Origin of the sequence: Asaia prunellae JCM 25354, from assembly GCF_000613885.1 — a bacterium.
Taxonomy (GTDB): domain Bacteria; phylum Pseudomonadota; class Alphaproteobacteria; order Acetobacterales; family Acetobacteraceae; genus Asaia; species Asaia prunellae.
The window spans coordinates 43,699-68,318 of sequence record NZ_BAJV01000013.1 but is presented as its reverse complement, the minus strand read 5'-3'; the positions used below and the strand labels follow the sequence as shown (position 1 = coordinate 68,318).

Below are 24,620 nucleotides of genomic sequence, written 5' to 3'. Positions count from 1 at the left end.
TACAGGACGACCATGCTCGATATCATCACCTTCGACGCTCAGGGCGGCGGAAACATCCTCTACAAGGCGCTTGCCCATCCGGTGGCAAGTGAAGCCCTGAGGAGGCTGGAAACGACACTGGGAGAAGGCGGCGCTTTCGCGGTTTATGACCCTGGTAACTGGTTACGTACTCTCGTCGCACTCTACCCGGGTCTGAAGCCCGATATGGGTGTCTACACCCATGATAGTGAGCAGATCGGTCAACCTGACGGTCTTGGTGGTGAAAAGCTGGCATTGACCGATCTGGTTGAAAGCGGCGCAAAAATCGTGCTCGCGCTCTCGTTCGAACATGAAAAAATGCTTTCACGTCTGGCGCGTGTAACCCATTCTGACCAACAGATCCTCTCACTTGAGCCTGCCAGACTTCCTGACTGGATGCTCAGTAACCCGCGAAACTATCTGGACAAGCTGAATTTCGCGACAAATTTTGCGTTCTTCCGGGAAGATGACCGTTTTAGTACGCGTCTGGTAACTGCCAATTACTGGTGTAATTACGACGCGGTCGATGTGCGCTACTGGATGCGTCTTTATGACGACAAGGGAATGATTCTGGCGGAGTGGCAGGAAGAGGTGCCAGATGCGCCTGCTGGTATAGTCGTGGACAGCGCCGTCATACGTGAGTGCTTCGATCTGCCGGCATTCTGTGGCCAGCTTTTCATTCATATTCTGGGTGCGCGCGGACATGATGTTGTGAAATATGCGCTCGACACATACGGCAAAGGCAGTGAACAGAGTCTTTCTGTTACCCATGATGCCAATGCCTGGCCATCGCCGCGCTTTGCAACCCTTCCGGCACCAAGAGAGGGTGAGAAGCTGGTCCTCTGGATCCAGAACAGTCATGCGACGCCAATTCCGGCAGGCGCCATCACGCTCAACCAGATGGGCGAAGAAAAGCATTTTGCCGTACCGGTTGCTGTGGGACCATTTTCGACCTGCGCGCTCGATGTCGGTGCTCTAGCGGCAGGAATCACGTGGCCCGCGCAGCTTGAGCTGCGTTCGGGAAACCATCTTGTCAGGCCCCGCTACGAGATCACCCAAGGGAAGTTGACGCGTATTGCGCATCTGAATGTGGAGCGGCGTGATCTTTCACCAGAACCGGCTTTACGCAAACTGCCGAAATCGATGGGACGCGGTTTTATTCTTCCGTTTCCCATTCTTGATCCTGAGCATTTCACCAGTGTTGTTCAGCCCAACCCGATGTCAGAGAAAATATCCAGTCTCCCCCTTCGACTGGATGTTTTCGATGAATCAGGCACGCTTGTGACCCAGAAATTCCTCGGTAATCTGCCGCGCAACCATGAGACGGCCATCTCTCTGCACGAACTGACTGATCGTGCCGGCCACGCTGATCTTGTCTATGATTTTCGGGACGGAGGTGAAGGCGATGGCTGGATGCATGCTCTGATGCGCTACGAAAGTCGTGTGAACGGGCACGCCGCTGAGACCAGTTTTGGCGGTCATATTTTCAACACGCTCATGACATGGCGCTCCGAGCCGCAATCCTATTCTGGCCCGCCACCGGGCCTTACCACGCGCCTTTTTCTAAAACTGGGGCAGGAGGGGCATGAAAGTTTTTCCTGCCTTATCCATCCGGCTTCGGTGGAAGGCACTGATTCTTCAGACACCATTCTTCATCTTTATTCCAATACGGGTGTCGAGCTTGAAAGACGCAAGATCAGCATCAACCCGTCAGGTTCCTTCATGGTATGGCCGCATGAGATTTTCGGCGCGAGAAGCTCTCAGAAGCAGGTATCGGCGGCTATGTGCTGATCCGGGATATGTCTTGCCGTCTGTTCGGTTATCATGGCCAAAGAAATGCTGTGGGTGGCTTCTCTCTCGACCATATGTTCGGGTTCTGATCCGTTTTTTTGGTTTTGCGCCTTGTCGCGTCTCTCGCCCTTTGCTAGAGACGCTTCACCGCAGGATGGGTGCGTAGCTCAGCGGTAGAGCACTGCCTTCACACGGCAGGGGTCACAGGTTCAATCCCTGTCGCACCCACCATCCTCACCCGCAGAAATCCGCCGTTTTTTGATATTAAGCGTTCCGGGTTTTGGTTCATTCTGATACGTTTCAAGCCAAGTTATATCGTGTCAAGCTGTGCCAAATCCGTGCCACTTTTCGCGAGTCTTTTCCCTTTTTATTGACCCGTCAGACTGCGCCATTTCTGGGCGGCCTGCGGCGGTAGAACATTAGCTTGCCGCCAGTTAAAGCCACCTTGCATGTCAGGCGGTAAGGCAAGACGTGCAATCATACCTGAGCGTGTCTCGTTTTCTTCTCTGGCGTGCCTATCCAAGCGGGCAAGGGTACGACGAGGCAAGGTAATATTGATCCGTTCAGCTGATTCATTAGCTGAATGCTATCGCTGGCGCGCTTCCGATGAACGCCAAAGCCCCGATTACATCTATCTCTGAGGAGCCCGATTTAAGATTATCAACAAAGAATACGACGATAGAGCCGAGTGAACGGCATGGCCATGAGCATGTCTTCCGAGTGCCGGCAAGAGAACAAGTGTGGATCGACAGCCGCTGTTCGAGACCATGTGACATTGTAGGTCCTTTTCTGGATGATCGGCGAGATCTCGGTGTCTTCGTCTCAGCTATACGCGCTTTGGATCCGGCAACAAACGCCACCACTGAACTTAATTTCCTACGAGGAAAACTGGATGGGTGGCATATCCCCGACGGCGCAGGCCTACGATGGACTAACGGCCACGCAGCCTTACCCCTCACGCACCGCACGTCATCTGGCTGGCTTACTATCCAAATTTCCGTTGCAGCGATCGTGGCTTATCAGAATTCGCCTCGAAACTGAGCAGTTCCAATATTGGTATCGCGATGAAAGCTGCCAAGGTCACGTATCAAACTGAAACGTAAGGCCGACAAGAGTGGGGCATACCTGCGCCTTCATCGTGGCGCAGGTATCGGATTAAGCAACGACAGGGCGCTTTCTGTTTCTCATCACCCTTTCTAAATTCTGTAATCGCGTCAGAATTTCCGTCTCTTCCCAGATTTCCAATACGTCTAGGTAGCGCCATACCTGCATCATGACCTGAGCAGCTAGCTTAAGCCGCTGACGCTGAACGTCGAGATCGCGGTTGTCGCCTTGCGCTATGGCGAGACCGGCATGAAGCGCCGATCCTATGTTCCTGCTTACTTCTTCCGCACTCATGCGTTGCGGAGAGGTGCAACCGGATGCCGCCAGCGCACTTATGACGCCTTCTCCTTCGGGCGGGAGAAAGACACCACGTTTGCCGTGGCTCTTGGGAAAGAACCGCTGCAGACGATCCATCCTGCTATTCGTCAGCCAGAACAGATCACTCATCTTCAGTCGCCTTGCAGAACCTGAACCAGATTTCTGCTATCTGATCAATGGGTACTGACCCTAGACAAGCAATGAGATTGCGCGCACCCTTATTACAAAGGGAGGATACTATGCGCCATTATGATGATGAAGACGGAACCCAAGCAGAAATTCGTGAACTGATTGTCGAGATAAAAAATGATGTAGAACGTTTGAATATCGCCGCAGATCAATTGGAAGTACCTGATGACATCAAGCATATGATTGCTTCTCTGGCAGATAAAATCAGTGGTATTTCCTCGTTGATGCATTAAGTCATTTCCGGATAAAACGGGATGATCGGTCGAAAGAATATAAAACTCTAAGAATTAGTCTGTTTTTTAATGTGTATATTGTAATATTTTTTAGTAATTACTTATGATTTTTCCCAAAAATATATGAGAACAACGTTATATAACGACAATATGATCTTGCCCTAATGCTCGGAATAAAGACGGATAGATTTCGGGAATCCTGCCTCTCAATCCGTTATCTGCAAGGGAAAAATAAAGAGGGATCTCCGCTTGCAGGCTGTGATCCCTTTTTACATTATACTTTCATTACCCGACCTTATGTTTGCTCAGATAAGAACGTGTTCGGAATATACCTTAGAAATCACTTGAAATTGTTGCCAGTGCGGCGAAAGGTGAGGCGATTTTGTAGGTGGGGACCGAACCGGAAATTGTATTGCCGAAGACACCTGTTGTTGTCTTGGCATTGGCCTGAGGTGACTGGACCCAGTTCAGATAGCGGTTATCGCTGATGTTTTGCAAGTTGAGACGCAAGACCGGACTTTTGAATATGCTGACTTTCGGGAAGCGGTAACCAACGCCAATATTCATCCTCACATAGCCTGGAATGCTCTGATCATTCATGAATGTTGCGTATTGGCGCGCTACATATTTCAGGTTGAAATTGGCAAAGCGCTTGCCGTCGTCATAATCAAGCCCGAGACCAACCTGCCAGTCAGGGGCCTGAGGGGCTTTTTTGCCTTTGCTTCGCACATAATCGGCTCCCGCTCCTGATCCTGCTGGCAGGTTGCTGTCCGTGACTGCGTGGAGATATTCAACCGAAACATAAGGACGGATATTGTGAATGGGCCTAGTGCCGAATTCTGCGTCAAATCCGTCTGAATGCATACCACCTGCATTGATGTTGGTTGAATAAAATGACCCGGTAAGCTCATCCTGGATGGACTGCGTATAAAGCCGATTGGTAAAATTATAATGGAAATATGTAATCGATGTGGAAATCAGGTTATCCTGATAGCGCCAGCCAGCTTCTTCTGAAATGGAAATTTCAGCTTTCTGGTCAGGATTGGCAAGGGTCGAATACACGCCGGTTTTCTGGTTGAAACTTCCCGCATCATAAAGAGCGTAGTTCTGTGGCATGCGAAAGTTGGTGGCAACAGAGACGAAAACCTGATTGTGCTCGTTGAGCTTGTATCGCACGGCTGCAGTTGGCAGGGCCTGATTGTAATTCGTCGATACGTATTTGTTGCGTACATCAGGCAGATAATTCGTACCCGAGCGTTTGACAATGGCGTATTTCAGACCGGCATCAATGGTCAGTTTTCCGTGCATGAGTGCAAGGCTGTCACCGATGAAAGGTGTGTGCACCTGCGTCATGGTCAATGTATTGCGATACTGTGCCTTATCACCGTTACTGAGAATTACATTATTCGAATCACCCCATTGATTCAGGGGGGTACCGTCTGCTCCCAGCAAGCTCCATGGGGCGGTCTGACGCTGTTTGGCATACTCAAACCAATAGCCGATCATAAGACGATTGATGCCGGTCGTCAGAGTCAGCTTTGTGGTAGCGCCGGGTCGATATGTCTCGGTCAAGGAAGGATTATAAAGCATCTGCATACCCTTGCCGACCCCGTCAACCGTCCCTGCAAGAGTCTGTTTGCCCCATACGAACTTGGACATGTCAGCGTAGCGCCCGCCGCCGCCATTACCATAACCATACCAGAAATAGGGGGTTTCAGTCAGGACAAGATGATCGTTGAGTTTGAATGTTGAAGGCATTGACGAGAAGATATTTGTGAAAGGGTTGGGGCGTGTCTTGTAATAATTTATCGATCCGGCTTTGGATGGAACGTAGTAATTCGCATCATACACAGTGTTGTCCGGATCAGTCGCTGACAGACCGCTGGAACCGACCGGATTCTTGAAACCTGTTCCCCATTTATCCCAACTCGCTTTGCTGACATTGGGATAGGCATTGTTCTGGATATTGTTGCCGACTACGGCAAGAGAGATACGATTGCCTTCACCCCAGTCATTGACGATCTTCATCTCGCCGTGTTTCTTGTTTTCCCAGCCTGGACCACGCCAATGATCCTCACGAGCCTGTGAATACGAGAAATAGGCACGCAGATTTGTGTCAGCAATCCGGCCTGTATCAAAGCGAAGAAAACCGCGTGTCGCATTGAATGAGCCGTAGGTCATATCGACCATTCCACCCATCTTGTTCTTGGGATCGATCATATACATGTCGACCACGCCACCAGAGGAACTGATGTGAGGGCTGTCGAGATCCGCCGATCCCTGAGCCAGTCGCACCGTCTTGAGATTTTCTGAATCCGCAATCTGTTGAGGATAGACAGCAAAGTTGCCGATATCGTTGATCGGAAATCCTTCCAGGGTAAAGCCCATCTGTGATTCGGTCAGGCCGCGCACTGAAAGATTCCCGCCTGTCAGGCCCAGAGAATCAGTATCAGCCACATTAGCCCCAGGCAGGAGGGCAATAAGTTGCATGGGATTAAGTGCCGGATTTTGTTTTGCTATGAAGTCACGTGTCACGGCAGAGACGGATTTGGGGCTGTCAGACGGGGTCATAAGTCCTCCGCCGAAGGCACGTCTTGTCACACCATCGCCGTAAGTATGCCCGGTTACTTCAATGCGCTCATCTGTTGGAGCCGTGGCGCCGAGCATTGAAGGGGCGGAGCTTTCTGCCGAGCGCTGGTGCGCGGCATTGTCCTGAGCTGTCTGACCTGCGCTCCGACCTGATGTATGCCTTGCTTCCTTTGCCTGAGCATCTGGCAGAAGCGAGACCATGAGGGCAGTCGTACCGCAAAGAAGCGCCATACGTGAGAACATGTTGTCGATCTTCCAAGCAAATAAACAGAAACAGGAAACATATCGTTACAATTCTGCGTACTGCAGGAGAAGAACGGGCTGTTCTTTCCTGAGGTTGGGTGGCGCAGGACTGTTAGCTATGTCGCTGTTGAGGTCTGTCTAACGGGTAAGATATGACAGCGATGTGAAATGCTGGGCCAATAATAATGAGTACAGGAGCCTATGTCAGAAAAGACACAGTTGACATAATTTGCCATATTTACTTAGTCTTGTCTTGCGTGATGGCAAGTAAAGGTTTTGGGTTATCTCAGGCGATAAGGGGATCGACACCGGATTCTGCGGGACGGTCGTTTATCGGAGAGCAGGAATCAAATAGCAGATCATCTGAAGTAACAGCCAACATGGCCAGCGCCATTTCGCGTTCTCCCATGATAACATGATCAGCACCGAGTTCCTTGAGGTGTTCAACGGCGCTATCAAAATGAGCGCGTGCGATGATCGTCAGATCCGGCTTGATGGCTTTTGCCTGAGCAATAATCTGTCCTGCTTCGAAAGGCTCCGGGATGGCGACCATAAGCAGGCGTGCCTTGTCGAGTGCCATGGCCTTGAGGGTGCGAGCTTCAGCGGCATTTCCGACCAGAAGCTCAATCGTGCCTTCAAGCGCGAGAGAATCGGCAAGCTTGCCTGTTTCCACTACCAGGACCGGCCAGCCATTCTGAAGCAGTCCTTCGACTACAAGACGACCAACACGGCCACATCCAACCACGACGGCATGGTTTTCCAGATGCGTGGGCGTGGGCGGAGGAAGCAGAATGCCCGGTTCATTTTCGCTGGATGCATCTGGAGAGGCCGTGTGGCGCGTAATCCATGCCTCAATACGTTGTGTGACGATAAGAATGAACGGGTTGCTGAGAATCGACAGGATCGAAGCCCCCAGAATCAGATCCTGCGCACGATTGTCCAGCACACCCATTTTTATACCGAGTGCGGCCAGAATAAACGAGAACTCTCCAATCTGGGCGAGGCCGCTTGCGATGAAAAGCGTGGTATTCCAAGGCTGGCGCAGCAGTTTGAGAATGGCGATGACGGCAAGCGGTGTCCCGATGAGAATGACGAGAAATGTCAGCAGTAACGGTAGTGGTTGTCTGATCAGAACCAGAGGGTTGAACAACATGCCGACCGAGATGAAGAATAATACGGCAAAGGCGTCTCGCAGTGGCAAGGTCTCGGCGGCAGCACGATGGGAAAGCTCGGATTCACTGAGCACCATACCCGCTACGAAAGCGCCGAGCGCGAAACTGACATCGAACCACTCCGTCGCAATGAAGGCAACGCCGAGAGCCAGGGCAAGCAACGCGAGGCGGAAGAGCTCACGCGATCCGGTATGGGCAACATAATGCAGGATAGCCGGAATGACCCGGCGGCCAATGACGAGCATCAGGGCCATGAACGCCACAACCTTGCCCAGAGTCAGCGCTATAGTAAGAGAGAGACTGACGAGATTGATGGCTTCGTGCGACCCGCTTTTCATTATGGGGGTGAAGAGCGGCAGCAGGACGAGGGCGAGAACGGTAACCAGATCCTGTATTACCAGCCATCCGACCGAAAGCCGGCCACGTTCGGTCTCGATAAGACGTTGCTCCTGCAACGTTCTGAGAAGAACGACCGTGCTGGCCACGCTAAGGGCAATGCCAAAAATGATACAGGCGCCAATGGACATGCCGAGGATCCAGCCGACGCCGGCACCGATCGTGACTGACGCCACGACCTGCATCAGGGCTCCTGGAACAGCGATGGCCCGAACGGAGATAAGGTCCTTGAGCGAAAAGTGGAGACCGACACCAAACATCAGCAGGATGATGCCAATCTCGGAGAGTTCCGAGGCAAGAGGCTGGTCAGCAACGAAACCGGGCGTGAAAGGGCCGACAGCAATTCCTGCCAGAAGGTAGCCGACCAGAGGAGAAATTCGTATCCGTTGCGCTATGGTCCCGAGAATGAAGGCAAGCCCGAGGCCGATAACGAGAATGCCAATCAAGGGGGTATCATGGCTCATTGGAATACAAGGTCCTGTAATGGCATTGCGAAATAGACTGTCATGCAAGGATCATCGATTAGGCTTTCCATTGCAATCTTTGCAGCTGACAAAACCGGCTCTATCGTGGAAAATAATACAAAAAAACAATAATTTGCAGCATAAACTGGTGAGAATTACCTTTTTTTTGCAAAATGCTTCTGACCCTGTCAGGCTGCCGGAAAATGAAGAGAGAGGGGACAGCATGATTGATCATGTGACTGTCGCCCTTCTGAACGATCACTGATTGTAGCGCGTCGGAAACTCACAACGACTGAAGGTCTCTACCTGAACGGGTCCAGAACTCGATAGAGAGAACGTATCGTTTGAGCATGCTCCGTATGGTCTGTCGGTCCGGGGTTGCATTATGTCGGTTTTGCAAAAAAAAGTAAAAGAAACATACCTGCGCTTCAAAGGTATTTCGTCGAATTTTGCGCTTTTCCTGACGCAGATCTGGTGCATAATTGCGCTAACGGTACGAATTTGTATCCCGCTACAGAGTGCTTTGTCGGAACGGAGAAAGAATGGCCCGGTTTTACCGTCCTGCCGGAGATTGTCCCGTATCTCCGGAGCGACAATCGCTCCTGACTCGGCGTGCTCTTCTTGCTGCTACGCCGCTTGCGGCTCTGCCTGTTTCGGCACGAGCCGGATCGCGCTTTCCTCCGATTGCCGAAGAAGAACTTCTGGTGGCCTTTGGTCACACCAGTCCTGTCAATGATGGCGGCTGGTCGCAGATGCATGACAAGGCCATAAAGGCACTTAAAACCTCTTTTCCGAAAATGCGCTCGCTTTATGTCGAGAGCGTACCTTACTCTGCCGATGCAACGCGCCTTTTCCGCCAGTTTGTGGCGGAGGGGGCCCAGATGGTCATTGCCACTTCGACTTATGGCGATTTCATCAGGGACGTTGCCGATCAGGCCCCTGATGTCGGTTTTCTGGAATGCAACGGCAATACCGTGACGGGCAATCTTGGCTGGTACTACATCACGCATTGGTATGCGAGCTACGTGATCGGGATCGCAGCGGCGCGCCTGAGCCCCAACGGGCGTCTGGGGTACGTGGCCTCTTTTCCAACCTCTTCAGTCATTGCCAGTGCCAATGCGACGCTCCTCGGTGCGCGCTCGATCAACCCTAAAGCAACAATGCGCGTTATTTCCATCAATTCCTGGTTCGATCCCCAAGCAGCTGCAGCGCAGGGGCGGCGCTGATCGATAGTGGCTGTGAATTTCTGTGCGGCATCATGGATGATCCTGGCTATCTGCGTGTCGCACAGGAGCGCAAGGTCTGGGCAGCGATGTGGAACACCGATATGCGCCAGTTCGGGCCTGAGGCTTATGTCAGCTCGGTGGTGCTGGATTTTGAACCTTATTATCGTGAGATCATTGCAGCACGCCTTGCAGGCTCGTGGCGTCCGGCAGGAAAATTTCTGACCTTGGGCAATGGTGTGGACCGTGATGCCTGGGGGGCGCGCGTGCCGCTGAACGTGCGGCGGGAAGCGGATAATGTACGTGACAGGATGCTGAAGGGTTGGTCTCCTTTTGTGGGACCGATCCGGGATTCAGAAGGTCGGGTTCGCGTGGCTGCAGGACGGATCATGACGGATTGGGAGATCTTTCACTGGAATTGGCAGGTCGAGGGAGTATCAGGACTTGTCTGATCTGCTTAGGGGGGGCGAGATACGCCCGGCTGATCTGCCCGCAGGTGCACCACCGCTTCTGACTCTCGCCGGCATAGCCAAATATTTCCCTGGTGTTGTCGCCAACAAGGATGTTTCGATAGATTTCTATCCCGGCGAGATCCATGCCCTGCTTGGCGAGAACGGGGCAGGGAAATCCACCTGATGAATATCGTCACAGGGCTTTATCAACCTGATGAAGGCGAACTTATTCTGGACGGGTATGGTGTCTGCTTTGACACGCCGGAAGCCGCTATTGCTGCCGGGATCGGTATGGTGCACCAGCACTTCAAACTGGTATCGCGTTTCACTGTTGCTGAAAATCTGGCACTTGGCTGGCGTGAGATCGGAATCTGGCTCTCTGTCAGGGAGATGGTCCGTCGGGCCGAAGCTGAAGCGGCACGCTATGGTCTGGATATCAGGCCGGAGGCGACGATCGATAGCCTGACATCAGGCGAGCAGCAGCGTGTTGAAATCGTGCGTGTTCTTTCTCGTGGGGCGCGTCTGCTGATCCTGGATGAACCGACTGCCGTTCTGAGTCCACTTGAGGTGGGCGAGCTCTATGTCGCTTTGCGTCGCTTTCGCGATGAGGGTGGTGCGGTCATTCTCATCAGTCACAAGCTTGACGAGATCATGAAGCTTGCTGATCGCGTAACGGTCCTGCGTCACGGCCGCGTTTCGGGAACACATCTTGTTGCTCAGACCGAGCCTGCAACCCTCGTGACGGAGATGATCGGTCGACCTGTCGAGCAGAAAAGCGATTATCCACGCAAGATGCCGCGTTCAGGTGACCAATGTGTCATACGACTGGATGAAGTATCCTGTCAGGATGGAACCGGTCGTGATGGCCTGCTGCCGTGTTCCCTGGACATCCGTTCCGGTGAGATACTGGGCATTGCAGGGGTAACAGGCAATGGCCAGGTCGAGCTGGCCGATCTTCTGACCGGGCTGCGCAGTCCGGGGGCGGGTCGCATTATCGTGGATGGGCGGGATATGCGCGGGCAGGGGCCGAATGCATTTCGCGAGGCCGGAATAGGCTACGTACCTGAGGACAGGCTTCACAAGGCGCTCGCCCCCTCTTTGAGTGTTACCGAAAATGCTGTCATGCGGATGTTTCGTATCGGCCCTGTAGGCGGTCGTCTTGCTTTTCATGCTAACGAAGCGCTGCGTTTTACCCGTACCTTGCTGGATCGGGCGCAGGTCAGTCTTGATGAACCTGCCACGCCTATCAGATCGCTTTCGGGGGGAAACCAGCAAAGGCTCGTTCTTGCGCGGGAGCGCATGATCAGTCACCGGCTTCTTGTAGCATCCTATCCCAGTCGCGGGCTTGATATTGGCGCCATTGCACTCATGCGGGAGACGCTGGCCGATATACGGGACGAGGGGAAGGCCGTGGTGCTGATCTCCGAGGATCTGGATGAGCTGATGGCATTAAGTGATCGGATGGCGGTGCTTTGCAGCGGGAGGCTGATGACCGTTCTGGACAGGGCTGCGTATGACCGTGCCCGGATTGGTGCGCTGATGAGTGGTCGTGACAAGGGAGATGCGCCGTGACCTGTCATATACGCCTGTCAGTCGTACCGAAACGACGCATTTTCGTCGGTCGTGCGCTGGCACTGCTGTTTGTATTTGTCGTATTGATGCTTGTGCTCGCGGTTCTGGGCCTGAGACTGGGAATGGTTGCAACTCTGGTTGTAACCTCGACCTTTGGCACCGCATTTGGCCTGGAGAATCTTGCCCTTTACATGACACCGTTGCTCATGACCGGAGCTGCTGTGTGGTTGGCCCTTCGCGCAGGACTGTGGAATATCGGGGCTGAAGGGCAGTTTCTCGCTGGTGCGGCAGCGGCAGCGGCAGCAGGGTTGTTTCTGCCATTTCCTGCTCTGGTAACGCTGCCACTGGCTGCGTGTGCAGGTATGATAGCCGGTGCGTGCTGGAGTGCCGTGCCCGCGGCGGGACGAGCCTGGCTTGGGGTCAGCGAGATTATCACGACGCTTCTTCTGAATTTCATAGCCTCGTACCTTGTCTATTATCTCGTCACCGGCCCCTGGGCAGACCGCATAACAGGTGCACAGGTTTCAACCGAGCGGATACAGGCCGTTATTCCGGTCATCTACGGTGCGGTTCACTGGGGCGGACCAATCGCACTGGCGTTTGTGATGGCCCTCGGCCTGATGCTTGGACGAAGCCGTTTTGGTTATGAGCTGACGTTGAGCGGCGCAAATCCTCAGGCGGCACATTATGCCGGGGTGTCAGTCGCGCCCCGTCTTTTTCTGGCTCTGTTGTGCTCTGGTGCTCTGGCGGGTCTCGGAGGATGATGGAGGCCCTTGGTACAGTGCATCGTCTGCAGGGTGGTCTGGCGCATGGCTATGGCTATCTGGGCATTGTGGTTGCGTTGCTTGCCAGGCAATCGGCTTATGCCCTGATTCCGGCCTCGTTTCTGATGGCGGTCATTCTCAATACGGGCATAGTGCTGCAGACCCTTCAGGTCAGTGCATCGTCGGTTCTGGCTATCACGGGATTGCTGGTCTTCGCGATTGCCGTCAGTGACGAACTTGCAGCCTATGTGCGGCTGGAGAAACAGAAATGACACTCCTGGTCCCGCTTGTCCTGCACGCTCTCGCCTATGGCAGTATTCTCGCTCTGGCAGCGCAGGGGGAAGTCCTGGCAGAGAGGGCAGGGGTTATCAATCTCGGTGTTGAAGGGCTCATGGCCCTTGGCGCCGTCATTGCGGTTCTTGCCACCGATGCCTCGCTGTCTCCCTGGCTTGGATGTCTTGCCGCACTGGCAGTCGGTGCAGGTGGAGCGCTTGTTCTGGGTCTTGCCACCATCAATGGCTCTGCCAATCAGACGCTCTGCGGTGTGGCACTGACCTTTCTCGGTCTCGGGTTGAGTGCCGTGATCGGGCATGGCGTCGCGGGTTTGCCGGTCGTCGTGCATTTTGCGTCATGGCCTGTGCCCGGACTTTCCCGACTGCCCTTTATCGGTCAATTGTTCGACCAGAGCCTTTTGTTTATCTCGCCTTTGGGCTTCTGCCGTTCCTTTGTCATATGGTGCTGTTCCGCACCCGCTTTGGTCTCAGCCTTCGAGCCGTAGGTGAAAACCCCGGCGCAGCTGATGCCGTGGGTATACCAGTCAGGCGTTTTCGTCTCGGTGCCGTTGTGACCGGCGGTGCGCTTGCCGGTCTGGCTGGCGCAGATATGATCCTTTCGGTCATGCCGGTCTGGTCCGAAGGAATGATTGCCGGACGAGGGTGGATTGCGGTGGCTCTGGTGATATTCTGCGGTTATCGCCCTGTTGCAGCTGCGGCCTCGTCGTTGTTTTTCGGTCTGGTGATGTCACTCAGTTTTTTCGGTCAGGCTCAGGGCTGGCCCATCCCTCCGGCCGTTCTCAACATGACACCTTATCTCGGCACCATTCTTTTCATGATCATTCCTGCATTGCTGTTTCCTCGCGTGCGTCGGCTCATGGCGGCGCCCGCGGCGCTCGGCACGCCATATTTCAGAGAGGAACGCTGAGTTCTTGTATCATCCCCTGATAGGGATTCCATGTTGATTCAGTCAGCCGAAAGAGGCGTATCTGTTTCATTTCTTCTCCCACGCGCTGTCGAATAGATCGTTGCCAGAAGAAGAATAAGGGCATAGCCGATGAACAGGGTGAAATTGTAATAGGCAACAGCGATGAAGCTCACGAGCGCACCCATCATGGCTATGATCGGAAGCACTGGATAGGCAGGAGTCTTGTAGCTACGGGGTAAACCGGGTTCACGCTTCCGAAGGACAAAAAGACTGATCATACTGGCGCCATACATGGTCAAGGCGCCAAAAACAGACAGCGTTACCAGAATGGCTGTTAGTGATTGTCCCTGGATGGAGACAAAACTGTCGGCGTAGATTGCAATAATGCCTATGATCCCTCCAGCCAGTGTAGCCCGATGCGGGGTGTGAAAGCGGCCATGAAGTTTTCCGAGAAAGCCGGGCAGGATACGGGCACGAGCGAGAGCAAAGATCTGGCGCGCAAACCCCATGATGATGCCGTGAAGCGAGGCGACGAGCCCGAACAGTCCGAGCCAGACCAGCATTGAAAGCCAGGGGCTGTGCTGCCCCACGACACGTTTCATGGCTTCTGGCAGAGGATCGTTGAGATTGGCCAGGCTTGTCCAGTCACCCGATGCGCCAGCAAAGATCATGACACCAAAGGCGAGCGCGACCAGGGTCAGGACGCCAGCACAATAGGCAACCGGGATAGCGCGTTTCGGATTGCGTGTCTCCTCTGCGGCCATGGCCACCCCTTCGATAGCAAGGAAAAACCAGATGGCGAAGGGTATGGCCGCAAAAATGCCTTCTATGGCTTGCCACCCGAAATGTGGTGCAGCTCCCCAGCCCATATGGATGAAATTATCCCAGGAAAAAGAAGGGGCGACCACCGCCATGAAAACCAGCAATTCGATAATGGCAGCAATAGTGATAAAGAGCTCGAAGGTCGCTGCGATATGCACTCCGACAATATTGAGCGTCATGAAGATAAGGTAGGCCCCGGTTGCCGCGAGTTTAGGCGGAATTTCGGGAAACTGGACATTCAGATAGGCGCCGATGGCCAATGCAATGGCCGGAGGGGCAAATATGAACTCTACCAGTGTGGCAAGGCCGGTAAGTGTGCCACCAAACCGACCCAGAGCACGTTCTGCGTAGGCAAAAGGTCCACCGGCATGGGGAATTGCACAGGTAAGTTCGGTAAAGCTGAAAATGAATGCTGTGTACATGATCGAAACGAAACAGGTGGCTATCAGAAAGCCGAGTGTCCCTGCCGTGGCCCAACCATAACTCCAGCCGAAATACTCGCCTGAAATGACAAGCCCTACTGCAATGCCCCAGAGATGAAACGCCCCCAGTTTTCTTTCGAGTGCAGGGTGCTGATCGTTCATGGCGACTATGATCCTTCAGGCGGTACAATCGCCGGTTTTGAGACGGGCTCTCTTTGGAGGGGAGCAGCTCCAGGCGCGCGTTCCTTGAGATCGACCCCGGTGAGTCCGAGTTTTCTTGCCTCGAGCATCAGCCAGACCAGCTTCGCACAGGCCTCGTCTGTGGTAAGGCCGTGTGTGTGGATGTTCGACAGGCAATTGCGCCGTGAGTCCGGGCATCCGGGGTAGGGAGCCCAGGTAAGATAGACTCCCATACTATCTGGCACAGTCAGCCCGGGTCGCTCGCCAATCATCACAGCGACCATGCGCGCCTGCAACGCAGTGGCGATGTCGTCGCCAATAGCCACACGCCCTTGTGTGGCAATAACAGGTGGCGCGATATGCCACGATGGCAAGGCGCGACAGCACGCATGATAAAGGGCAGGACCCTGTCTGGTGACAGCCTGTGCGGAAAGGCCATCGGCAAGGACGAACACAAGATCCCAGGGGCCGGGTGTCAAAGCGGAGCGGCATTCTGCTGCGAGTTGACGTCCAAGATCGGGGCGACTGAGATAAAGGTTCCGATCGGATGCCGCACTTGCGACAATGAGCGGCTCGGCCGGTCTGAGAGCATCAGTAAGCACGTCAAGGGCAAATGGCGTGTGGACGGTATCACGTGCCATGGCGTGAGCGGCCTGAAATTCGAGGACATCTCGTGTTGTCTGTGCATTGCCGGTCCGGGCGAGACCAATTCGGGCCTGGGTGAGTTCGCGTAAATCCTGCCACACATCCCGGATTGCAGGCGTTTCGTTCCGGTGCCGGATCATGAGCCTAGGCCGATCATGCGTGAGAGGCTTGTTTCACGTAGCGAAGGGGAAAGCGCGCGAGCTTGGCGGCATCATACAATCCCATTTTTTCCAGCCAGGCAGCAAATTCCGGAGCTGGCTTGAGATTGAGCAGGCTGCGTGTGGTCAGGATATCGCTGAAGGCCAGACTCTGGTAATTCAACATTACATCATCAGCACCAGGTACGCCGATCAGAAATGTCACCCCTGCTGTTCCAAGCAGAAGCATGAGTGTGTCCATATCATCCTGATCAGCCTCGGCATGATTGGTGTAGCAAACATCACAGCCCATCGGCACACCAAGTAATTTGGCACAGAAATGGTCTTCCAGCCCGGCCCGGATGATCTGTTTGCCGTCATAGAGATATTCTGGTCCGATAAACCCGACGACAGTGTTGACCAGAAGAGGGTTGAAAGCCCGGGCCACAGCATAAGCACGCGTTTCGACGCTTTGCTGATCGATGCCGTAATGCGCTCCTGCCGAGAGTGCCGCTCCCTGACCGGTTTCGAAATACATGAGATTATCGCCAAGGGTACCGCGTTTGAGGCTTCTGGCGGCTTCATGGGCTTCTCGAAGGATATCGAGTGTAATACCAAATCCTTCATTGGCTTTCTGCGTTCCGGCAATGGACTGGAAAACAAGATCGACAGCGCCGCCCCGATTGATGATTTCCAGTGTGTTTGTTACGTGGGTCAGCACACAGCTCTGTGTTGGAATCTGGTGATTCTGCCTGATCGTATCCAGCATATCGAGCAGGGCCAGGCCATTCTCGACATTATCGCCTGCCGGGTTCACACCAATCACGGCATCGCCACTACCGTAAAGCAATCCGTCCAGCGTCGAGAGCGCTATGCCTCTCAGATCATCTGTGGGATGATTTGGCTGAAGACGCGAAGCCAGCACACCTTTCTGTCCGATTGTATTGCGGAAACGAGTGATAATCTCGATTTTGCTGGCGACTGAAATAAGATCCTGATTACGCATGATCTTGCTCACGGCGGCCGCCATTTCAGGCGTCACGCCAGATGCAATGGCGGCCAGGCGTGCTGGGCTGGCATCATGAGAGAGCAGCCAGTCACGGAATCCCCCGACCGTCATGGACGCAACAGGCGCAAAGGCGGTTATGTCGTGTTGGTCGATAATCAGACGGGTTACATCGTCTTCTTCGTAAGGAACGAGCGCTTCCGTAAGGAAATGTGAAAGCGGGAGATCGGCGAGAGCCAGGCGCGCTGCAACCCTTTCCGTAGCAGAAATCGCTGCCAGACCTGCCAGTACATCACCCGATCGACAGGGAGAGGCACTGGCCATGAGATGACGCAGATCTCTGAAGACAAAGCGTTGGCCAGAGAGCGTTGCACAGTAGCTCAAATCGTCTCTTCCTCTGTGTGACGCAACAAAACACAATCAGTGATACATGTTCTGCAGAGAATAACGCAGCCTCTGAAAGGCCTTGTCAAGAAAATCACGATTAAATGTACTGATGAACGATCAAGCAATAAGCCAAGAAGGTATCAGCTCTCTGCACCATCGAGGGTTAATGAGTATTGTATCTTTTGGTTTCAAATTCTCATAAAGAATGAAATGACTGGGGGAATAGTCCCGGAAGCCAGAGAGTTATCTGATAGTATACATTTCAGTACGATCACTAACTCCGGAGCTGAAGTGAACTCCCTGTGATGAGAGGGTGGTTGTGCTTACAAACCAACCATTAACGTCATATAATAATGTGATTTATCACAGGGAGAATGATCGTGGGGATAAGTTTCTCAGGCTCCGATATCGATTTCGATTTCAGCTTGATGGCAGGGTTGCGCTGGTGACCGGTGGTGCGTCGGGTATCGGCGCAGCAATTGCCTCCGCCTATATACGCAAGGGAGCAAAAGTAGCTGTCGTTGATGTCAATCAGGACAATGCATCGGCCAAGGCCAAGGAGCTTGGCGAAGCGGCGAAGCATTTTCCTGTGATGTTTCCAGTCCGGATTCTGTACAGAAAATGGTAAAGGAGGTTGTGACTGCGTTCGGCCGGATCGATATTCTCGTCAACTGTGCCGGGGTCGTATTTCTCGCACCTGCAGAAACTCTTCCTCTCGATTACTGGGACAAGACGATCGCAATTAATCTGAGAGGCAGTTTTCTGGTTACTCAGGCTGTCGGTCAGGTCATGATCAGGAATGGCAAGGGAGGGCGCATTATCAACCTTGCTTCTCAGGCTGGCACGGTCGCCATCGAAGAGCATGTTGCTTACTGTGCGTCGAAATTCGGTGTGATCGGTATGTCCAAGACATTTGCTGCTGAATGGGGAAAACACGGTATTACCGTTAATACAATTTCACCGACCGTGGTTTTGACTGAACTGGGCAAGAAAGCCTGGGCTGGCGAAAAGGGCGAGGCTGCTATTCGTCGTATTCCTGCAGGGCGCTTCGCCATTCCTGAAGAGATAGCCGCTGCTGCGGTGTTTCTCGCTTCGTCAGGGGCATCAATGATTAACGGGGCCGACCTCCTGATCGATGGCGGCTATACAATCCTGTGAAGAACCTTTATGCTACCCGCTGTTCAGAGTGGCCATTTACATGAAGAATTGACGGGGTTTTCTCCTGAGGACCATCCTCTGTCAGCAAGAGAAAACCCTTCGCTGTGATCAGAAATCTGCTGCAAGTGTCGCCATGATTGTGAACGCGGACCCCACAACGAAAATAGGGCTGGATGCGCTGACCTTGTTGCCGAAAATGCCTGTGCGAGGTTGGGCGGTCAGGCCAAATCCGCCCAAGCCTGAGAGGTAGTTTATTCCACCCAGATTGGTCAGGCTCAGTACGGCGCGAGGATGAACCCGTGACCCGATAACAGGTAGTTTACGTCCCATGGAAAGGTCTGCCGTGACAAAAGCCGGGATACTCTGATCATTCATCAACGTCGAAAACTGTGAATCCTGATAACGCAGATTGAAGTTACCAAACCATACGGAATCATCAAAGGTCAGACCTAACGCGCCAGTGTATTTTGGTGATCCGGGTGCGGACTTGCCCGTGGTTGACAGGTAGTCATTGCCTGTACTGACGTTATTGCCCAGCCTTGTGTGCAGATACTGGCCGGACAAGTAGGCGCTCAGGTGATGCCATGGTCTCGTTGCGAGTTCTGCCTGGACACCCCATACTTCTTCACCGCCCGCCATGATCTGGCTACTGACAAGAATGGTACTGCCGGGCTGGTAGGCCAGGCTCGAAATCTGGTGATTGGTGAGATTGTAGTGGAAGCCTGCGACAGAAGCTGTGATTTTTCCGTTGTGACGGATGCCAAGCTCCTCACCGATGAAATATTCCGGATTCAGATTGTTCGGCGGAATCGTCGTGGGGTAGGGACTGGTGTTGCCAAAAGCAGGCACGTAGGCCGCATATCCTGCCGGAAGACGATAGGACGTGGTTGCATTCAGATAGACCTGGTTGGCTTTCGTTATCTGATAGCGGGCCAGGATTTGCGGAGTAGGAATGAAATTATTGCGTGATACCTTGTAGGGGTTTGCACCCGGAACAGATTCTGACGTCATACGTGATACCATGGTCGCCTTGAAGCCGGCATCGATCAGTAATCTGTCATTCAGCAAGCGCAGCTTGTCATCGAAACCGAGTGCATTAAGCTGCTGGTTCTGATTGATGTTGTACCCAGTAACGAGCTGCCCGTTAGCCGTAAGAGGGTTTTTCCAGGTGACCGAGCCATCATTGCCCACCACAAATCGATCCTGGCGTTCCTGATGATCGGCGAATGAATAGAAATAAAAGAAGGTCAGTGTATTACGACGTGTTTTCCAGTCCAGTGACATGGTGACACCGGAACTCCGTTGCTCCCAAGGATGAACACTCTGCACCAGCAACATGCGGTTCTGGCCTTTGTAACCGTCCAGATAATCGTATTTCTGGGTACCGATATATCCATTTGCTGTTGGTACAGCCATGCCATAATTGTTTGGCCCCATCTGGCTGATGCCATAGGGTGTAACATGCAACAGCCAATGATCGCCTAGCTCGATGTCATTTCGTATTGTCCCGAAAGCAACGTTTGTGAAGCGTTCATTCAGGCGGTAATAGGCATAATTACCTGGGGTGTAGGGTGATGTATAATTGAAGCTCGTGCCGTATTGCTGCCATTGTGCAAGATTGGGATAGCGATAAATCGTTTGTCGTCCCTGATTATAGCCGAAAATAACGTCGCTGACCGAATGACGTGACCAGTGTTTTTCAATATTGGCGTCAACGTGGTAACGCGTGACATTGCCTGGTCCTCGCCAGAGATTGGCAGAAGAATGCGAGAACGAGGCATAGGCCGTGTGTTGCTGTGACCGATTTCCCCTGTATTGAGACGAAGAAATTCCTTTTGTAGACTATGTGTTCCTCCCCCAAGGGAGATAAACCCGCCAGACTTATCCGTGGGTCTCAGGGCCTTCATCGTTACCTGGGCACCGTCCGCGTTATAAAGAGGTGATGTCAGATCGACTGAGCTTGTGTGACACTGACGGAGGCAAGGTTTTCGTTGTCAATCATCGCGGCATTCCAAGGCGAATAACTGAACACATCTGCCGTCGGAATACCCTCAAACACAAATCCGATCTGGCTTTGATCAAGACCGCGGATGTGCAGCGTTTCGGCCTGGGTGCTGAGCGGAGATTCATTGCCTGCCTGGATGCCGGGCAGACTGGCAATCAGGCTGGTAGGGCTCAGGGTCGGTGCCTGTCTGGCAATATATTCCTGCGTTACTTCACTGATGGCACGCGGTGAAGTCTGGATTTTCATCATACCGCCACCAACGATACGTCTTTTTTCACGAATACTGATCTGCTCAGGATTTTTTTCGGTTCGGGAATGGGATGATTTCTCTTTCTCCATGCTGGCTTGTACTTGCTCGGAAACAAAGACGATCGGAGCAAAAGCTATAAGAGAGACCACATATCGTTTTTTTGACATGATTGATTACACCGTCCCTGTTTTTACATTGAATAAAATAAACACGGACTATCACTGATTGTTAATGATTATAACAAAGATATAGTCGTATACTCAGGTGGAATTTTGCATATTTATATTATTATGGAAATTTTTTATTGATGTAATATTTATTTACTATTTGTTTATATGATATTAAATATTGATGAACACAAAGATTTTTGTGGTGTTCCCCTCATTTCCTGTCGCTGACTCTAGTTTGTATTCATCAGACATCAGGATTTTGTCATGAAATTTCACCGCCATTACAGAAAACAATATCTGATCAAGTGTTCCCTAATGGTTTCCATGCTTTTCTCGCCTTCTTTGACTTATGCAGAAGAGGCTCGAAATCCGCCAAGCGGTATGGATACTCAGGTGCGCATAAACCAGATTCAGGTCATTGGCACACATAACAGCTACAGACGCGAGATCTCACCGGTAACTCTGAGATGGTTGACGGGGCTTTCACCGCAGGCCGCCATAGCGCTCGATTACCGCCATGATACCCTTACAGCGCAGCTCGGTCATGGTGTCCGTCAGCTGGAACTCGATATTTATGCGGATACAGAGGGTGGTCGTTATGCCCACCCCAAAGGTCCGGAATGGGAGCGCAAGGCCGGGCTTGTTCCGGAAAACGATCCGACACCACCTGAAGCAATGCAGGGTACCGATTTCAAGGTCATGCATATTCTCGATATCGACCAGAGATCAAACTGCCAGCCTCTTCGTGCCTGCCTGGAAGAGATCAGATCCTGGTCCGACGCCCACCCGGATCATGTCCCTGTTTTTATAGATCTGGAAACCAAACAGGATATACCATTCGGAGGGGACAAGCTCTCGTTTACAAAACCGGAAGTTTTTACTTCTGCAACCTACGACAAGCTCGATACCGAATTAATGGAAGTTTTTGGCAGGAACCATCTCATTACTCCCGACGACGTTCGGGGAGGATCCTCGACCCTGGATGAGGGAGTGCGGACTCATGGCTGGCCTGATCTTGCCCATGCGCGGGGTAAGGTCGTTTTCCTGTTTGACCGGCCACACGATACAGCGCGTTATACGAAAGACCATCCTGCCTTACGCAATCGCATCATATTTACCAATGCCAGACCCGGCGATCCGGACTGCGGTTTTACTGAGATCAATGAAGGCTTTATCGGCGCCAAGGGTAACGGGAGTGAAGCAGTAGACAACAAGGCTGCTGCCATCTCCATTTCTCGCCTGGTGCGTCAGGGCTATCTGGTTCGTACACGGGCCGATGCCAACACGATTGAGGCAAGGACGAACGCCCTGGAACGGCGTGAGGTCGCGTTTAAATCGGGTGCGCAGCTGATCAGTACTGACTACCCGGGCTTCGAGCCTGCTCCCTGGCATGGTTACGTCGTCAGTTTTGGGGACAAGCTTGTAGCGAGATGCAATCCGGTCAATGCACCAGAAATCTGTCGAAGCGAAGCTCTGGAAAAATAGACGCAATCATAGACATTGCGTATTCAGGGTTCAGGTTTTGATCAGGGAGAAGGGTCTGTGTCTCGACCCATACACCATATATCTGGACCAGAGCCTGAACCAGCCAGGGTATGCGAAATACTGCCGGTTTCCGCCTCGATTTCCTGACGCCTCAAGCTACCTAACCGGCTGCTGACACATGAATCTGTTGTCTCAAAACCACATATTGTCATGCTTTGTCGGGAAGTGGTCATCTATTGCAAAATCTGGAACAGAATTAATAACGTGAAAACAGCAACTTAAGTCTTGCGTCATAAATCTGTCATATCAGAGTCATGAAAGCTTCGCAGGCAGGAAAGCCTGTCAGTCAGTAAGTGAGGCTCACACCCACCGCAGCATCGGAAGATGATACTGAGATGACCTTACCTCTTCGCGCCTGTTGCCTGTTGCTGGCATCGGTGTCCGTGGCGTCCCTCGCCAGCGCAACACCAGTCCATGCAGCGAGCCTCGATCAGATGAGTCTGATGGAGAAGCAGATCAAGGCCATGCAGTCGCAACTCGCTGATATGAAGCGGGAGCATCAGCGTGAGATGAAACGCATTCATTCCCAGTTGGCACAGCAACGCCAGTCTGAAGAAAATGATCCCTATGGAGCGCGTAATGCCTATCGTGGCGCACCGCCTCATGGGGCGGGTGCAGCTGCAACCGGGAGTGGTTTCTCAACGGCTTCGGCTTCCGGTCCCAATAGCAATGTGTTGCTGCCACCGGTTAATGCTGCCACGCCTTATGGCCAGCTGACGGGCACACCAACCGGACGCGTTACTGACCTTTACGGCCCTCTTCATCGTGGCCAGATCCAGATCGGTGGGGTGCGTATTACTCTGGGTGGCTATGTTGAAGCTGCGACAATGTTTAGATCGCGGAACAACGTTTCCGATATTTCTTCGAACTTTGGCACTATTCCATTCGCAAACAGCCCGAACTACCATATCAACGAATTCCATGAATCGGCACGGCAGAGCCGACTGGCAGCGCTTGTTGAGGGCGATATCACCAGAAACCTGCGCGCCCAGGCTTATATCGAGACCGATTTCCAGGGATCAGGATCATCCTCCAATTCCCGTCAGTCGAATTCCTACGTGCTGCGTGAGCGCGTATTCTATGGTCAGCTGATTGATGATGCTGATCAGCTGACCCTTCTTGGCGGTCAGAACTGGTCGTTACTGACCATGTTCAACCATGGCATGCGCGCTCGTGACGAGCAGGTCCCGCTCTCGATCGATGCCCAGTATATTCCCGGCTTCAACTGGACGCGCAACACACAGATCCGCCTTGTCAAAGGGTTTGACCACGGTCGTTACAACCTTGGTGTCTCCGTGGAAAATCCGCAGCAGGTCATCGCCGTCGGATCGGGTGGTCAGTATCTTCCTCTCGGCGCGACTTCCGGCACCTATCAGAATGCCGGTGTCAACGTAAACAACCCGTCCACCAACTATTCGACGGACATCGCGCCTGATATCATCGGCAAGGTTGCGGCTGATCCAGGCTGGGGCCACTATGAGCTGACCGGTTTGCTTCGCTTTGCCCATAGCCGTGTCTCCTACACAGGCGCCGGCCAGAGCAGCACCAAGGTTGCCGGCGGCGGTGGCGGCGGTCTGATTCTGCCGGTCGAGAAATCGCACAAGATATTTTTCCAGGCCTCCGGGCTCGTCGGCACTGGTATTGGCCGCTACGGCACTTCCAATATTCCTGATGTGACCATCGACCAGAAGGGGCAGGTCAAGCCGATGCCAGCTGCAAACGTGCTGGTAGGCCTCTACGGGAATGCTACCAAGGCACTGCAGCTCTATGCTTATGGTGGTATGGAGATGGTTCGTTCGCGTTCATATTTTGATGCAGGCGGTAAACATTACGGCTACGGAAATCCGCTCTATAATGTAGGCGGATGCGATATCGAAGGTGCTGCTTCGAGTGCCTGCCAGACAAGCATCAATCGTGTCGTTCAAGGGACGGCCGGCTTCTGGTGGACTTATCTTCATGGCGATTACGGCACTCTTCGTGTCGGCGCACAGTATTCCTATACTTACGTCTCATCTTTCAGTGGTGTCGGCGGTACCCCGCATACCAACGACAACATGGTTTTCCTGTCGCTGCGCTATCTGCCTTTCCAGTAAGAGCCCAGTCGTTCCACGTAAAAAGAGCCAGAGTATTTCATACCCTGGCTCTTTCTGTTTCACTATAGCCTG

The 24,620-nt window shown here is 52.9% G+C and carries 13 protein-coding genes, 1 tRNA gene and 6 pseudogenes; 11 read left to right on the top strand and 9 right to left on the bottom strand.

Going from position 1 to position 24,620, the window contains the following annotated elements; translation table 11 throughout:
• The first annotated feature begins 12 nt into the window (after positions 1 to 12).
• Both JCM25354_RS18565 and JCM25354_RS11715 read left to right on the top strand, forming a co-directional pair.
• A pseudogene (locus JCM25354_RS18565) lies at positions 13 to 1,898 on the top strand (hypothetical protein).
• A gap of 67 nt (positions 1,899 to 1,965) precedes the next feature.
• Positions 1,966 to 2,040, top strand: a tRNA-Val gene (locus JCM25354_RS11715).
• A gap of 136 nt (positions 2,041 to 2,176) precedes the next feature.
• On the opposite strand, the pseudogene JCM25354_RS20775 reads toward JCM25354_RS11715, so the two are convergent.
• Both JCM25354_RS20775 and JCM25354_RS11710 read right to left on the bottom strand, forming a co-directional pair.
• Positions 2,177 to 2,374: pseudogene (locus JCM25354_RS20775) on the bottom strand (type II toxin-antitoxin system HicB family antitoxin); the annotation flags it as partial.
• Between the two features lie 590 nt (positions 2,375 to 2,964).
• Positions 2,965 to 3,360 carry a hypothetical protein gene (locus tag JCM25354_RS11710; RefSeq protein WP_025886152.1) on the bottom strand — a complete coding sequence of 132 codons (396 nt, stop codon included), beginning with the start codon at positions 3,358 to 3,360 and terminating at the stop codon, positions 2,965 to 2,967.
• Between the two features lie 110 nt (positions 3,361 to 3,470).
• Here JCM25354_RS11710 and JCM25354_RS11705 point away from each other — a divergent pair, with 110 nt between their 5' ends.
• Positions 3,471 to 3,653 carry a hypothetical protein gene (locus JCM25354_RS11705; protein ID WP_025886151.1) on the top strand — a complete coding sequence of 61 codons (183 nt, stop codon included), beginning with the start codon at positions 3,471 to 3,473 and terminating at the stop codon, positions 3,651 to 3,653.
• A gap of 333 nt (positions 3,654 to 3,986) precedes the next feature.
• On the opposite strand, the gene JCM25354_RS11700 is transcribed toward JCM25354_RS11705, so the two are convergent.
• Positions 3,987 to 6,485, bottom strand: coding sequence for a TonB-dependent receptor (locus JCM25354_RS11700; RefSeq protein WP_025886150.1), 2,499 nt, complete (start codon positions 6,483 to 6,485; stop codon positions 3,987 to 3,989).
• Positions 6,486 to 6,771: 286 nt separating this feature from the next.
• Positions 6,772 to 8,517 carry a YbaL family putative K(+) efflux transporter gene (gene ybaL, locus JCM25354_RS11695; protein ID WP_025886149.1) on the bottom strand — a complete coding sequence of 582 codons (1,746 nt, stop codon included), beginning with the start codon at positions 8,515 to 8,517 and terminating at the stop codon, positions 6,772 to 6,774.
• Between the two features lie 542 nt (positions 8,518 to 9,059).
• Here ybaL and JCM25354_RS18560 point away from each other — a divergent pair.
• The 5 genes and pseudogenes from JCM25354_RS18560 to JCM25354_RS23095 all read left to right on the top strand — a co-directional run bounded on the left by JCM25354_RS18560 (position 9,060) and on the right by JCM25354_RS23095 (position 13,728).
• Positions 9,060 to 10,192, top strand: a pseudogene (locus JCM25354_RS18560) (BMP family ABC transporter substrate-binding protein).
• Positions 10,185 to 11,764, top strand: a pseudogene (locus JCM25354_RS18555) (ABC transporter ATP-binding protein). Before JCM25354_RS18560 ends, JCM25354_RS18555 begins: the two co-directional pseudogenes overlap by 8 nt.
• A pseudogene (locus JCM25354_RS18550) lies at positions 11,761 to 12,800 on the top strand (ABC transporter permease). The pseudogenes JCM25354_RS18555 and JCM25354_RS18550 overlap by 4 nt, the downstream one beginning before the upstream one ends.
• The gene (locus tag JCM25354_RS23100) at positions 12,797 to 13,306 is read left to right on the top strand and encodes an ABC transporter permease subunit (protein WP_279379577.1); all 510 of its coding nucleotides are present in this window, start codon (positions 12,797 to 12,799) and stop codon (positions 13,304 to 13,306) included. Before JCM25354_RS18550 ends, JCM25354_RS23100 begins: the two are co-directional and overlap by 4 nt.
• On the top strand, positions 13,261 to 13,728 hold the full coding sequence (locus tag JCM25354_RS23095) for an ABC transporter permease subunit (RefSeq protein ID WP_279379576.1): 468 nt from the start codon (positions 13,261 to 13,263) through the stop codon (positions 13,726 to 13,728). The genes JCM25354_RS23100 and JCM25354_RS23095 overlap by 46 nt, the downstream gene beginning before the upstream one ends.
• A 38-nt stretch (positions 13,729 to 13,766) precedes the next feature.
• Here the strand turns inward: JCM25354_RS23095 and eat are convergent, their stop codons facing one another.
• The 3 genes from eat to JCM25354_RS18540 are packed head-to-tail and all read right to left on the bottom strand — an operon-like array spanning position 13,767 to position 17,324.
• Positions 13,767 to 15,134 carry an ethanolamine permease gene (gene eat / locus JCM25354_RS11665; protein WP_025886148.1) on the bottom strand — a complete coding sequence of 456 codons (1,368 nt, stop codon included), beginning with the start codon at positions 15,132 to 15,134 and terminating at the stop codon, positions 13,767 to 13,769.
• Positions 15,135 to 15,139: 5 nt separating this feature from the next.
• A complete protein-coding gene (gene eutC / locus JCM25354_RS11660) occupies positions 15,140 to 15,937 on the bottom strand; it encodes an ethanolamine ammonia-lyase subunit EutC (protein WP_025886147.1) in 798 nt (265 codons plus the stop codon).
• A gap of 13 nt (positions 15,938 to 15,950) precedes the next feature.
• Positions 15,951 to 17,324: an ethanolamine ammonia-lyase subunit EutB gene (locus JCM25354_RS18540; protein ID WP_051537379.1), complete on the bottom strand. Its 1,374-nt coding sequence runs from the start codon at positions 17,322 to 17,324 to the stop codon at positions 15,951 to 15,953.
• A 316-nt stretch (positions 17,325 to 17,640) separates the two neighbouring features.
• Here JCM25354_RS18540 and JCM25354_RS18535 point away from each other — a divergent pair.
• Positions 17,641 to 18,485: pseudogene (locus JCM25354_RS18535) on the top strand (SDR family oxidoreductase).
• A gap of 108 nt (positions 18,486 to 18,593) precedes the next feature.
• Here JCM25354_RS18535 and JCM25354_RS18530 read toward each other — a convergent pair.
• Positions 18,594 to 20,120 (bottom strand): TonB-dependent receptor domain-containing protein, encoded by a 1,527-nt coding sequence (locus JCM25354_RS18530; RefSeq protein WP_369345776.1) that lies wholly within the window; start codon positions 20,118 to 20,120, stop codon positions 18,594 to 18,596.
• 310 nt (positions 20,121 to 20,430) lie between these two features.
• The gene (locus tag JCM25354_RS20250; RefSeq protein WP_051537377.1) at positions 20,431 to 20,907 is read right to left on the bottom strand and encodes a Plug domain-containing protein; all 477 of its coding nucleotides are present in this window, start codon (positions 20,905 to 20,907) and stop codon (positions 20,431 to 20,433) included.
• 267 nt (positions 20,908 to 21,174) lie between these two features.
• Here JCM25354_RS20250 and JCM25354_RS11640 point away from each other — a divergent pair, with 267 nt between their 5' ends.
• On the top strand, positions 21,175 to 22,395 hold the full coding sequence (locus JCM25354_RS11640) for a phosphatidylinositol-specific phospholipase C1-like protein (RefSeq protein WP_243444043.1): 1,221 nt from the start codon (positions 21,175 to 21,177) through the stop codon (positions 22,393 to 22,395).
• A gap of 395 nt (positions 22,396 to 22,790) precedes the next feature.
• On the top strand, positions 22,791 to 24,548 hold the full coding sequence (locus JCM25354_RS18525; protein ID WP_243444042.1) for a hypothetical protein: 1,758 nt from the start codon (positions 22,791 to 22,793) through the stop codon (positions 24,546 to 24,548).
• The last annotated feature ends 72 nt before the right edge of the window (positions 24,549 to 24,620 follow it).